We start from the raw sequence: 12,730 nt of genomic DNA on the forward strand, positions 1-12,730 counted from the left end.
GACCGTGGCACCGATGCCGATGCCGATGCCGATGCCGGTGTTGACGGTGACCGTGACCGCGATGGTGGCGTCGTGGCGGGTGAGGACGCGCCGGGTGCGGGTTCCGCTGAGGCGCGTGGCGCCGACGAGGAGGCCGCGGAGCGGCGGTCCGACGACGTCTGATCGTTCGCGTGTGCGCCCGAGGGCGGAACCCACCACGGGTTCCGCCCTCGGGCGTTCGTGGCGCGGGCGGGCCGTGAAGCCGTGGCGCGGGCGCGCCTCGCCGGCTTCAGGTTCCGGCGCGCGGGCCCTCAGCGGCCCGGCGGGTTCCCCGCCCAGACCGTGGGGGTTCGGTCGGCCCACGGGCTGGCCTGTTCGAGCTGGCCGGCGAGGCGGAAGAGGCGGTCCTCGCGACCGTGGTCGGCGGCGAACTGCATGCCGATGGGGAGCCCCGTCGCGGGGTCGGGCGGCGCCGGCACGGACATGGCGGGGGTGCCGGCCACGTTGAAGGCCGCGGTGAACGGGGCGAGGTCGAAGAGCCGGCGGAGCCAGCCGAGGCCGTCCAGGGCCTCGGCGTCCCGGGCGTACGTGCCCAGCGGCACGGGGAGGTCCGGCAGGGTCGGGGTGAGCAGGATGTCGTGGGTGGCGAAGTACCCGGCCAAGGCGCGGGAGAGGCGGTTGCGCAGCGCGAGGGCGGTGACGAACTCGGTGCCGGTGACCTGTCGGCCGTAGTGGTAGCTGGCCAGGGTGGGTGGCTCCAGGGTCGAGGAGTCGATGGGGCGGCCGGTGGCGGCGGCCAGTTCGTCGACCGTGGCCGCGAGGTTGGCCGTCCACTGTCGGGCGCTGGCCAACAGGAACTCCTCCCAGTCCACCCCGAGGTCGACCGTCACCTCCTCCACCCGGTGACCGAGGGACGTGAGCAGCCGCGCGGTGCCGGCCAGCGCGTCGGCCACCGGCGGCGCGGTGCGGTGGCCGCCCCAGGCGTGGGTGAGGACGCCGACGCGTAGCGTGCCGGGGTCGCGGGTGACCTCTTCCGCGTACGGCCGGGAGGGCTGTGGGGCGGAGTAGGGGTCGCCGGGCTCCGGGCCGCGCATCCGGTCGAGCAGGGCCGCGCTGTCGCGTACGGTGCGGCTGACGCTGCCGTGTACGGCCAGGCCGTTGAAGATCTCGTCGAAGGCCGGGCCCGTCGAGACCCGGCCGCGGGTGGGCTTGAGGCCGAAGAGGCCGTTGTACGCGGCGGGGACGCGGATCGAGCCGGCGGCGTCGGTGGCGTGGGCGATCGGGACCACCCCGGCGGCGACGGCCGCGCCGGCGCCCCCGCTGGACCCGCCGGCGCTGCGCTCCAGGTCCCAGGGGTTGCGGGTGGCGCCGTGGAGGGCGGGTTCCGTCGTGCCGCTGTACGCCAGCTCCGGGGTGCTCGTGCGGCCGAACGTCACGAGGCCGGCGCGGCGGAAGCGGCGCATCAGGCTGGAGTCGGCGGCGGCGACGTGGCCGGCCGCCAGGCGGCTGCCCAGCTCCATGCGTCTGCCGGCCATGGTGACCGCGATGTCCTTGATCAGGAAGGGGACGCCGGCCAGCGGGGCGCTCCCCGGGCGGGGCCGGTCGTCGGCCTCCCAGGTCTCCACGACGGCGTTGATCCGCGGATTGACCGCCTCGGCGGCCTCGCGGGCGGCCGCTTCGACCTCGGCGGGGGTCAGCTCGCCGTCGGCTATCGCGGCGGCGAGCCCGACCGCGTCGAAGGTCACATACTCGGTCACTCTCATCGGACACTCCCAGCAGACAGAACGATACCGTCGCGGCCCAAGTGATACCGCTCGGTATCGCTCGGGACGGACTGGTACCGTAGCAGGGCGTGGCGCGGGGCCCGCACCGGAGCGACGTCACGGAGCAGTCATGGCAGCGACCAGCAGCAGGCCGAGCAGGGTGGCCAAGCTGCCGCCACGGGAGCGCATCCTGGACGCGGCCGAGGAGCTGTTCCAGCGCGAGGGCATCCGGCGGGTGGGGGTGCAGGCGATCGCGGAGCGGGCCGAGACCACCAAGATGGCGATCTACCGGCACTTCGAGACCAAGGACGCGCTCGTCGCCGAGTGGCTGCGGATCGTCGCCGCCGACTACCAGGCGGCCTTCGACCGGGTCGAGGCCGAGCATCCCGGCCGGCCCCGGGAGCAGATCCTGGGCCTGGCCCACTTCATCGCCGAGGGGCTGCCCTCGCTCTCGTACCGGGGCTGCCCGTTCATCAACTCCCTGGCCGAGCTGCCCGACCGGGCCCATCCCGCGCGGCAGGTGATCGAGGAGCACAAGGCCCGGCAGACCCGCCGACTGGTGGGCATGTGTGCCGAGGCCGGGTTGCCCGATCCCGAACAGGTCGCGGCCGAGATCACGTTCGCGCTCGAAGGCGCGCAGGTCAGCACGCAGAACGGCAGCATCGACCGGGTGGGGGAGCGGCTGCTGCGGATCGTCGAGGGGATCGTGGACCGCCACCGCTCCCCGCTCGCCACCTCCCGGCCGGCCGCCGGCTAACGGCCGCGCACCGCCGGCCGCACCGGGGCAACCGGCCGCGCCCGCGCGCCGGTTCGGCGCGCTGACCGGTCGTCGGGCCGGGCCGGCTCAGCCCAGTTCGAGGCTGCGCAGGACCAGGCCGGTGGCGGGCTTGGGCCCGAACGACGTGGACTTGTGCGGCATGGCCACGCCCTGCCGCGCGAGGTCGCGTACGACGCCCTCCTCGACGGGGCGCATCAGCACGGCGGTGCCGCCGTGTCGCTCCGTCTGTTCCACGGCGGCGTTGGCGTCGTGGATGTACCCGATGTGCTCCGGGGCGTCGGAGATCCGCCAGACGCGGTCGAGCAGCAGCGCGTGCAGCACCGTCGCGTCCAGCGTGCGCCACGCCTCCGGGCGGTCCCGTGGGACGGCCGCCGCCAGCAGCGCCGGGTCGGGCCGGTCCAGGAGGTGGAAGCGGCCACCGCCCGCGAGCAGGAAGGCGTTGCGCGCGGCGCCGGCCCGCTCGGCCTCGTCCTGGGCCGTGGCCAGGGCGTCGAGAGCGGCGGTCAGCGGGCCGTCGACGGGGCGGACCCGGAAGGCGTCCCCGACGGCGGCGAGGGCGTCGGCGGGGGACAGCCGCCGCAGCAGCCGGTGGATGGCGCGGACCCGCAACGGGTAGCGGGCGCTGTCCACGAGCAGCACCAGGCCGAAGTCCCAGGGCCCGGGGTCGCGCCGCTCGTCCCGCAGCCGCAGGTAGGTGGCCCAGCGGTGGTGGCCGTCGGCGATCAGGGCCTGGCGCTGTCGCAGGTCGGAGGCGGCCTCGGCGATCTCGGCCGGGTCGGCGATCCGCCACAGCCGGTGGGCGACCCCGTCCTCGGTGGTCGTGGCGAGCAGCGGCGGGCGGCGCACCGCGCGGTCGATCACCGCGCTCGCGCCGGGCGCGGCCGCCGGGGCGTGGCCGTCGGCGGACGGGGCCAGGCCCGCGTCGCCGTTGAGCGCGTCGGTCTCGTGCCCGTCGTAGGAGAGCAGCAGGGGTTCGAGGTTGGCCGCGGTCGCCCGCATCAGGTCGGCGCGGTCCTCGACGACGTGCGGCATGACGTTCTCGTGCGGGAGGACGACCCCCTCCCGCGGCGGGCTCAGCCGCAGGGCGCCGATCAGCCCGCGCTGGAGCAGCCCCTGGTCGCGCTGTTCGTAGACGTACAGCGCCGGTTCCGGATCGGGGGTCAGCACGCCCTCCGCCTGCCAGCGGCGCAGCGTCTGCGCGGCCTGCTGGTGGCGGGCGGTGGGCTCCCCGGTCTGCGGAAGGATCAGGCGGACGATGTTGTACGGGTCGGCCGTCTCCAGATGCCGCAGACCGTCCGGCCGCACGACGACGTCGTAGGGCGGCGAGGTGACGGCGGCAAGGCTGCTGACTCGCTCCGAGGCGTACCGCAGGCCACGGAACGGGGCGAGCTGAAGACCTTGCCCGACAGGTCCTGGAGTGCTCATTGGGGAATGCTATGCCGCTCCACAGGATGCGCGATGATCGGGGGACAAACATATGAGCCTATGAGGAGCGACGACCCCATGAGCGAGAGCACTCGTACTCGACCTGGCGACAGTGCGCGACCGCTACACGAGGCGTATGACACCGCACTCCTCGACCTGGACGGGGTCGTGTACGCGGGGGGTGAGGCCATCGCGCACGCGGTGGAGTCGCTGGACGTCGCTCGGGCGGCGGGGATGCACCTGGCGTACGTCACCAACAACGCGCTGCGTACCCCGCAGACCGTTGCCGAGCACCTGACCAGCCTGGGCGCGCCCGCGCGGCCCGACGACGTCATCAACTCGGCGCAGGCGGTGGCCCGGCTCATCTCCGAGCAGGTGCCGCCCGGCGCGCAGGTGCTGGCCATCGGCGGCGAGGGGCTCCGGGTGGCGCTGCGCGAGCGCGGCCTGGTGCCGGTGGACTCGGCCGACGCGGACATCGCGGCGGTGGTCCAGGGGTACGGCGGGCCGCAGCAGCCGTGGGAGCGGCTGATGGAGGCGGGGTACGCGGTCGCGCGCGGTGTGCCGTGGTTCGCCTCCAACACCGACCTGACCATCCCCACCGCCCGGGGCATCGCGCCCGGCAACGGCGCGGCGGTGGAGGTCGTACGGTTCGTCGCCGGCGGGGCACCGCAGGTCGCGGGCAAGCCGCAGCCGCCGATGCACCGGGAGACCATCCTGCGCACCGGGGCCAAGCAGCCGCTGGTCGTCGGCGACCGGTTGGACACCGACATCGAGGGGGCCAACGGCGGGGGCGTGGACTCCCTGCTCGTGCTGACCGGGGTGACCGACGCGGCGCAACTCCTGGCCGCCGAGCCCGTGCACCGGCCGACGTTCGTCGCCGCCGACCTGCGCGGGATGCTGACGGCACACCCCGAGGTGCGGGCCGCCGGCGAGGGGTTCGCCTGTGGCGGCTGGACCGCCCGGGTACGGGACGCGCGGGCGGAGATCGACGGCGCGGGCGACCCGCTGGACGGGCTGCGGGCGCTGTGCGCGGCGACTTGGACCGCGGGCGACGCGGAGCGCGAGCGCACCGGCGAGCCGGTCAGGCGCGCGGGCGGGGCCGGGCCGGGGCTGAGCGCGGCCCACCGGGACGGCGACCGGATCAACGCCGACAAGGCGCTGGCGAAGCTGGGCCTGTGAGCGACGCCGCGTACTGAGGCCGGGCCGGGCGCGCCGGGGCCCTGGGGCGGCGGTACCGGGGAGAGGCGGCGGGGCGGTCGCGGACCGGCGGGTCCGGGGCCGACCCGCCGCTCGGGCGGTGGGCTCGTCCTACTCGTTCGCGGCGTCCTCGGCCTCGTCGGCCTCGACGGCCTCCTGGTCGAGGAGTTGGTCCTCGCTGGTGCCCTGCCGCCAGTAGCCGGTGAACTTGACCGCCTTGCGGTCGAAGCCGCGCTCGCCGACCAGGTGGCGGCGCAGCGCGCGAACGGTGCTGGACTCGCCGGCGATCCAGGCGTACGGGGTGCCGTCGGGCAGCTCGGCGGCGCGCACCGCGTCCAGCGTGCGCTGGCCGTGCGTGAGCGGGGCGCCGGAGGTGGCCGGTTCGGGCGCGGGGGTCTCGTCGCGCACGAGCCAGGTGACGTCCGCGTCGGCCTTGGTCGGGAGGGCCTGGCGGTCCTCGGCGTGCTGGACCTCGATCCACACCCTGGCGGGCGTGCCGGCCGGCAGCCAGGCGAGGGTGCTGGCCACGGCGGGCAGCGCCGTCTCGTCCGCCGTGATCAGCACCCAGGTGGTGGCCGGCAGCGGGTTGCCGCGCGCGTCGGACGCGGGGACGCCGCCGAGGCCGGGGGGCTGGAAGTCGACGCCGCCGTTCTCCTCGGCGGTCGGGCCGAGGAGCGTCACCCGGTCGCCGGGGGCCGCGGTGGCGGCCCAGCGGGAGGCCGGGCCGGTGTCGCCGTGGAGCGCGAAGTCGATGTCCACCTCGTGCGGGTCGCGGCGGTGTTCGCGGACGGTGTAGGTGCGCATGACGCCGCGTACGGCCGGGTCCATCGCGCGCCACTCCGGGTACCAGGACAGGTCGGCGGAGCGCGGCACCACCGGGGCCTCCTGGCCCGGCTGCGGCAGGAAGATCTTGAGCCGCTGGTCCCGTCCTCCGTTGACGAAGGAGGCCAGCTCCGGACCGCCGAAGGTGACGCGCACGAAGCTGGGGCTCAACCGCTCGGCCCGGACGACCCGCAGGTCAAAGAAGCTGTAGGGCGTGTTCGCCATGGTGGTTCCCTTCGGTCATGGGGTGGGGCTGCTGCCTGCGGGCAGGCGGTGCTGGGTGCCGCGTGCTGCGTGTGTGCGTCCTGCGTGGGTGCGTCTGCGTCTGCGTGCCGCGTGCTGTGCGTTCCGCGTGTGGTGCGTGGGGCGTGCGTGAGTGTCCTGCGTGTCCTGTGTGGTGCGTGCCCGTGCGTGTCGTGCCTTCGGCGGTCGCGGCGGCTGTGGTGAGGGCCGCGGGCCTGCGGCGGGTCGCCCGGGCCGTGGTGCTCGGGTGCCTCAGCCGCCCTTGACCTCCCTGGCCTCCCGTACGGCCTTGGCCAGCGCCTCCAGGTGGGGTGCGAAGCCGGCGTGGGAGAGGCGCGGTTCGTAGGCCCACGGGACGACCTGGCCGGCCCTGACCGCGGGCAGTCGCCGCCAGGTGGGCTTGGCCTTCAGGTCGGTCGGTTGGAGGGACTGGCCCCGGTTGTCCAGGAGGATCAGGTCGGCGTCGTAGGCGTCGGCGTTCTCCCAGCTCAAGTTCTCGAAGAAGCCCTGGCCGCTGACCTTGTCAGGCGTGACGAGTTCGACGCCCAACTCCTTGAAGTAGGTGAGGTCGGCGTACACCTTGGGGTCGGCGACGTAGAGGAGGTCGTTGCTGGCGGAGACGGCGAGGACCCGCAGGCCGCGCCGTTCCCCGGCGGCCTGGCGCAGGCTCTCGGAGGCGCGCCCGAAGCGGGCCTTGGCGTCGGTGACCCGGCGCGACCCCAGGTCGGCGCCGAGCGACGCGGCGAGCGCCGCGTACCGCTGGACGACGGCGGGCAGCGAGGTGTGGGAGGCGGCGAGGCCGACGACGTTGGGGGACAGGTCGAGGATCTTCTCGCGGCTGTTCTCCGGGACGAACCACAGGTCGTCCTTGGCGTACATGTTGGTGACCAGCAGGTCCGGCTGGAGGGCCGCGTACTTCTCGATGCTGAACTCGCCCCAGGTGTCGCCGACGACGGTCGTCTTGTCGACATCGAGTTCGCCGGCGAGCATCTCCGGCCTGCCGTCCTCGCGCTTAGTCGGGCCGAAGACGCCGACGCACTCCACGCCGAAGTCGTGCAGGGCGGCGGCGGTGCCGACGTAGGCGACGATGTTCCTCGGTGTCCGCTCGGCCCTGGCGGTGACGCCACGGTCGTCCCTGAAGGTCCACGGGCCGCGCTGGCCTCCGGAGCCCGACGGGCCGCCGGCGCGGCTCCCGGAGCCCTTGTCGTCCTCGCCGCAGGCGGCGAGCAGGGCGCCGGCGCCGAGCGCGCCGCCGAGGGCGAGCAGGCCACGGCGGGACATCGGCGGTGCGGTGCGGGGCGGGGTCATGGGGCTCCTCTGGCCGGTCGCGGGCGGTGCGCCGGGCGCGTGCGGCGCACCGGGGCCGCTCCGGGGCTGGCCGGGGGCGATGCGGGGCCGCGCGGGGCGACGGGCGGGTTCTTCGGTGGGGGCGCGGGACGGCTTGTAGGCGTGGCGTTCGGTGTGGCCGGGGCGAGTTGGGGGAGCCGGGCTGGTGCGGGTCGGGGCCGGGGCGCGGCGTACGCGGCTCGACAACGTACGCCAAACGAGGGTTAGGCTAACCTAACCTTATGTGGGGTGGCGGGTCTGGTCGCCCCGTTGTCCCAAGAGGTGGAGTTCCGCGTGACCGTGGTGAGCCCCGTGACGGCCGCGGCGCCGGCGGGGGCGGAGACTCCCGAGCCCCCGCCCCGCCGGCGTGCGGCCCGGGCGGCCGGACTGGTCGCCGCGCTCGGCGTGCTGCTGCTCGTGTTGGCGGCCAGCGTCGCCGTCGGCGCCAAGCCGCTCGCGCTCGGCGAGGTGTGGCACGGCCTCACCAACTACTCGGGAACCGACGCCGACGTCGTGGTCCGCGACGTGCGGCTGCCGCGCACGCTGCTCGGCCTGCTGGTGGGCGCCGGTCTCGGGCTGGCCGGCGCGGTGATGCAGGCTCTGACCCGCAACCCGCTGGCCGAACCGGGCATCCTCGGCGTCAACGCCGGCGCCAGCGCCGCCGTCGTCTCCGCCATCAGCTTCCTCGGCGTCACCTCGCCGACCGGGTACGTCTGGTTCGCGTTCCTGGGCGCCGCGGTCGTCTCCGTGCTCGTGTACGCGCTCGGCGGCAGCCGTGGCGCGACGCCGGTGCGGCTCGCGCTCGCCGGTACCGCGGTCTCCGCCGCCCTCTTCGGGTACGTCCAGGCCGTACAGCTCCTGGACTCGGTCGCCCTGGACACGATGCGCTTCTGGACGGTCGGCTCACTCGCCGCCGCCAACGAGGACGTGCTCACGCGGGTGGCGCCCTTCCTGGCGACCGGCGCCCTGCTCGCGCTCGCCCTGGGCCGGCCCCTGAACGCCGTCGCGCTGGGCGACGACGCGGCCCGCGCCCTGGGCGCGCGGCTGAACCGCACCCGGGTCCTGGCCGTGCTCGCCATCACCCTGCTGTGCGGCGCGGCCACCGCGGCCTGCGGCCCGATCGCCTTCGTCGGCCTCCTCGTGCCGCACCTGGTCCGCGCGCTCACCGGCCCCGACGTGCGCTGGACACTGGCGTACGCGGCCGTGCTCGCGCCCGTCCTGCTGCTGGGCGCCGACATCCTCGGGCGCGTCGTCGCCCGGCCCGGCGAACTCCAGGTCGGCGTCGTCACCACCCTCGTCGGCGGCCCCGCCTTCATCTACCTCGTACGCCGCCGAAGGCTGGCCCACCTGTGACCGCCGACGACCAGTCCACCGCCCGCACCACCGCCGACCAGCCCCCCGGCGGCGCGAAGCCGCGCCCCGGCGGTGCCGCTCCGGGCGCACCGGCCCCGGCCCGTACGCCGGCCGCCGGAGCGCGCCCTGACGGCGGGTCGGCCGGGCGCGGCCGCCGCCGGAGCCTCACGCTGCGCGCCCGGGGCGGCCTCTCGGTCCGGGTGGACGTGCGGGCGGGCCTGGTCGGGCTGGCGCTGACGACGCTCGCTCTGGCCATGGGCGTGGTGCTGATCGGCACCGGCGGCTACCCCATCGGCTTCGCCGACGCGGTGCGCGCCCTGCTGGGCGACGGCACCGTCGCCCAGGACTACGTCGTGCGCGAACTGCGGCTGCCCCGCGTGCTGGTGGCGCTGCTGGTCGGCGCCGCGCTCGGCCTCGCCGGCGCCGTCTTCCAGAGCCTGGCGCGCAACCCGCTGGGCAGCCCGGACGTCATCGGCTTCGGCCAGGGCTCGGCGGCCGGCGCGCTCACCGTGATCGTGCTCTTCCAGGGCACCAGCGCCCAGGTCGCCGCCGGCGCCGTGCTCGGCGGGCTGCTCACCGGCCTGGCCGTGTACGCGCTGGCCTGGCGGCGGGGCGTCCAGGGCTACCGGCTGGTGCTGGTCGGCATCGGCGCCGCGGCCATGCTCAGCGCGGTCAACGGCTATCTGCTCACCAAGGCGGAGCTGGTGGACGCCGCGCGCGCCGTCGTCTGGCTCACCGGCTCGCTCAACGGCCGCGACTGGGACCAGGTCTGGCCGCTGCTCGCGGTGTGCGCCGTGCTCGCGCCGGTGGTCGTCGGCCACGCCCGGGCCCTACGGATGCTGGAGCTGGGCGACGACAGCGCGTACGCCCTCGGGGTACGCGTCGAGCGCACCCGGCTGGTGATGCTGCTGGCCGCCGTGCTGCTCACCGCCGCCGCGACCGCTGCCGCTGGCCCGGTCGCCTTCGTCGCGCTGACCTCGCCGCAACTGGCCCGCCGGCTGACCCGGTCGCCGGGCCCCAACCTGCTGCCCGCCGCCTGCATGGGGGCGGCCCTGCTGGTCACGGCCGACTGGGGCACGCAACGGGCGTTCGGCGCCGACCAGCTTCCGGTCGGCGTGCTCACCGGGGTGCTCGGCGGCACGTACCTGCTGTGGCTGCTGGTGGCCGAGCGCCGGGCGGGCCGGGTATGAGGGGCGGCGGGGGCGCGCGGGCGCCCGGCGACCCGGGCGGCCCCGGCCGCGCCGCGAGCACTGGCACCAACGACGACAAGGACACCGAACACACCGTGGCTACCTCTTCCGCGACCCCCGCCGCGTCCGGCGCGCGACAGCGGCTCACCGGGCAGGACCTCACCCTCGCCTACGACCGGCGCACCGTCGCCGAGCACCTGTCCGTGTCGATACCCGACCACTCCTTCACGGTCGTGGTCGGGCCGAACGCCTGCGGCAAGTCCACGCTGCTGCGCGCCCTGTCGCGGATGCTCAAGCCGACGGCGGGCTCGGTGCTGCTCGACGGGCAGGCCATCTCGTCCCTGCCGGCGAAGAAGGTCGCCAGGACCCTGGGGCTGCTGCCGCAGTCCTCCATCGCGCCGGACGGCATCACGGTGGCCGACCTCGTGGCGCGCGGCCGCTACCCGCACCAGGGGCTGCTGCGGCAGTGGTCGGAGACCGACGAGCGGATCGTCGACGAGTCGATGGCGGCCACCGGCGTCGCCGAACTGGCGGATCGCTTTGTCGACGAACTCTCCGGCGGGCAGCGGCAGCGGGTGTGGATCGCCATGGCCATCGCCCAGCAGACGCCGCTGCTGCTGCTCGACGAGCCGACCACCTACCTCGACATCCAGCACCAGATCGACGTGCTCGACCTCTGCGCCGACCTGCACGAGGAGCAGGGCCGCACGCTGGTGGCCGTCCTGCACGACCTCAACCACGCCGCCCGGTACGCCACGCACCTGATCGCCATGCGGGACGGCGAGGTCGTCGCCGAGGGCGAGCCGGGCGAGATCGTCACGGCCGAGCTGGTGGAGCGGGTCTTCGGCCTGCGCTGCCAGGTGATCGAGGACCCGGAGAGCGGCACGCCCCTGGTGATCCCCGCCGCCCGCCGCTCGCGCCGCCAGGCCACGGCCGTTCCGACGCCGGCCGCGGGGACGGAGGCCGCCAAGGCCGGCGAGGCCTCTGGAACCGGCGAGGCCGCCGATCCGGTACCGGCGGGCGAACCGACGCCGGGCCGCTGAGCGCCGGGGGCACCACCCGGCACCGCCGGCCCGCTCGCCCCCCACTCCGCCCTTCCCTGTCCCTCCCCGCCCCCGCCCGGGCGTCGCCGACCGCACCCGGGCGCGGCCAGCGGGCCGCCTTGGTGAGGGCGTGTCGCACGGTAGCGTCGGGGCCATGGATGAGCCGATGTCCAGCGCGCCAGCCCACCCGGCGCAGCCCCACCCCACCACGGCGGACGCCCCCAGCCCCACGGGGGCCGCCGTCGAGCCCGGCGCGCCCGGGCCCGCCCGCGTCGTACCGGGCCCGACCGCCGCGCCGACCACCACGGTGGCGCCGACGCCGGAGGCCGCCGCGCCACCCGCCGACCCGTCGGAGCCGCGCGAGGCACCCCCCGTACAGCGGCCGGAGCAGCCGCGGCAGGCGGTGCGGGAGCCGGAGCGGCCACCGGCCGGGCGACGGGAGGAGGCGGGGGAGCCGGGGGAGGAGACCGCCCCGCTCGGCCTCGTGCGCACGCCCACCGGCGACCCGGCGGTCGACGCCGGCCTGGAGCGCCTCGGTGACCTCGACCACCTGCCCGTCGACGGTCACCTTGAGGTGTACGAGGATGTACACCGGGGCCTGCGCGACGTGCTCGACGCACTCGACCAGCGCCCCGGCCCCGGCCGGCTCGTACCGGCGCCGTCCCCGCACGATCACAGGAGCTGAACCGCACGTGGCAGTGAGCCGTCCACGCCGTAACCGACTCGACGCGGAGCTGGTCCGCCGCGAGCTGGCGCGCTCGCGCGAGCACGCGAGCCAGCTGATCGCCGCGGGCCGGGTGACCATCGGCGGGACGACCGCGACCAAGCCCGCCACCCAGGTCGAGACGAGCGCGGCCGTCGTCGTCACCCAGGACGACAGCGACCCGGACTACGTCTCGCGCGGCGGGCACAAGCTGGCCGGGGCCCTCCTCGCGTTCAGCGACGAGTACCGCGCCCGCACGGCCCCCGACCCCGCCGCCGACACCGGCCCCGCTCCCGAGGGCGGCGCCGGGCGCGGCCTGCGGGTCGCCGGGCGCCGGGCGCTGGACGCCGGCGCCTCCACCGGCGGCTTCACGGACGTGCTGCTGCGCGCCGGGGCGGCCCAGGTGGTGGCGGTGGATGTCGGGTACGGGCAGCTCGCCTGGTCGCTGCGGAGCGACGAGCGGGTGGTCGTCAAGGACCGTACGAACGTCCGCGAGCTGACGCTGGAACAGCTCGACGGCCAACCCGTCGACCTGGTGGTGGGCGACCTGTCGTTCATCCCGCTCGGCCTGGTGCTCCCGGCGTTGGTGCGCTGCTCGGCGCCGGACGCCGACCTCGTCCTGATGGTCAAGCCACAGTTCGAGGTCGGCAAGGAACGGCTGGGCAGCGGCGGCGTCGTACGGAGCAGGGAACTGCGCGCCGAGACGGTGCGCACCGTCGCCGCCCGGGCGGCGGAACTCGGGCTCGGGGTGCTGGGCGTGACGGCCAGCCCGCTGCCGGGCCCGTCGGGCAATGTCGAATACTTTCTGTGGCTTCGCGCCGGGGCGCCTGACCTGGACCCGGCGGACGTTGACCGTGCAGTGGCGGAGGGGCCTCGGTGACCACTTCAGAAGCAGCAGCACAGGAGCC

General features: G+C 75.7%; 10 protein-coding genes and 1 pseudogene. 7 read left to right on the forward strand and 4 right to left on the reverse strand.

Features of this window, described 5'->3' with window-relative positions; genetic code table 11:
* Positions 1-290: 290 nt before the first annotated feature.
* Positions 291-1,742, reverse strand: coding sequence for an amidase (locus OYE22_RS27585; protein ID WP_277322912.1), 1,452 nt, complete (start codon positions 1,740-1,742; stop codon positions 291-293).
* Between the two features lie 130 nt (positions 1,743-1,872).
* Here OYE22_RS27585 and OYE22_RS27590 point away from each other — a divergent pair, with 130 nt between their 5' ends.
* On the forward strand, positions 1,873-2,499 hold the full coding sequence (locus tag OYE22_RS27590) for a TetR/AcrR family transcriptional regulator (protein WP_277322913.1): 627 nt from the start codon (positions 1,873-1,875) through the stop codon (positions 2,497-2,499).
* An 87-nt stretch (positions 2,500-2,586) separates the two neighbouring features.
* Here OYE22_RS27590 and OYE22_RS27595 read toward each other — a convergent pair whose 3' ends face one another.
* Positions 2,587-3,945, reverse strand: coding sequence for a DUF1015 domain-containing protein (locus OYE22_RS27595; protein ID WP_277322914.1), 1,359 nt, complete (start codon positions 3,943-3,945; stop codon positions 2,587-2,589).
* Between the two features lie 78 nt (positions 3,946-4,023).
* Here OYE22_RS27595 and OYE22_RS27600 point away from each other — a divergent pair.
* Positions 4,024-4,998: pseudogene (locus tag OYE22_RS27600) on the forward strand (HAD hydrolase-like protein); the annotation flags it as partial.
* A gap of 255 nt (positions 4,999-5,253) precedes the next feature.
* On the opposite strand, the gene OYE22_RS27605 reads toward OYE22_RS27600, so the two are convergent.
* Both OYE22_RS27605 and OYE22_RS27610 read right to left on the reverse strand, forming a co-directional pair.
* The gene (locus OYE22_RS27605) at positions 5,254-6,189 is read right to left on the reverse strand and encodes a siderophore-interacting protein (RefSeq protein ID WP_277322915.1); all 936 of its coding nucleotides are present in this window, start codon (positions 6,187-6,189) and stop codon (positions 5,254-5,256) included.
* Positions 6,190-6,459: 270 nt separating this feature from the next.
* Positions 6,460-7,515, reverse strand: a complete 1,056-nt coding sequence (locus OYE22_RS27610) for an ABC transporter substrate-binding protein (protein WP_277322916.1) — start codon at positions 7,513-7,515, stop codon at positions 6,460-6,462.
* Positions 7,516-7,845: 330 nt separating this feature from the next.
* Here OYE22_RS27610 and OYE22_RS27615 point away from each other — a divergent pair, with 330 nt between their 5' ends.
* The 5 genes from OYE22_RS27615 (at position 7,846) to OYE22_RS27635 (ending at position 12,702) form a co-directional block, all read left to right on the forward strand.
* On the forward strand, positions 7,846-8,886 hold the full coding sequence (locus OYE22_RS27615; protein ID WP_277324347.1) for an iron chelate uptake ABC transporter family permease subunit: 1,041 nt from the start codon (positions 7,846-7,848) through the stop codon (positions 8,884-8,886).
* A gap of 170 nt (positions 8,887-9,056) precedes the next feature.
* Positions 9,057-10,076, forward strand: a complete 1,020-nt coding sequence (locus OYE22_RS27620; protein ID WP_277324348.1) for an iron chelate uptake ABC transporter family permease subunit — start codon at positions 9,057-9,059, stop codon at positions 10,074-10,076.
* 95 nt (positions 10,077-10,171) lie between these two features.
* Positions 10,172-11,119 carry an ABC transporter ATP-binding protein gene (locus tag OYE22_RS27625; protein ID WP_277322917.1) on the forward strand — a complete coding sequence of 316 codons (948 nt, stop codon included), beginning with the start codon at positions 10,172-10,174 and terminating at the stop codon, positions 11,117-11,119.
* 307 nt (positions 11,120-11,426) lie between these two features.
* Positions 11,427-11,804, forward strand: a complete 378-nt coding sequence (locus OYE22_RS27630) for a hypothetical protein (RefSeq protein WP_277324349.1) — start codon at positions 11,427-11,429, stop codon at positions 11,802-11,804.
* A 13-nt stretch (positions 11,805-11,817) separates the two neighbouring features.
* Positions 11,818-12,702 carry a TlyA family RNA methyltransferase gene (locus tag OYE22_RS27635; RefSeq protein WP_277324350.1) on the forward strand — a complete coding sequence of 295 codons (885 nt, stop codon included), beginning with the start codon at positions 11,818-11,820 and terminating at the stop codon, positions 12,700-12,702.
* Positions 12,703-12,730: the final 28 nt, after the last annotated feature.

The organism is Streptomyces sp. 71268, assembly GCF_029392895.1.
Lineage (GTDB): Bacteria > Actinomycetota > Actinomycetes > Streptomycetales > Streptomycetaceae > Streptomyces.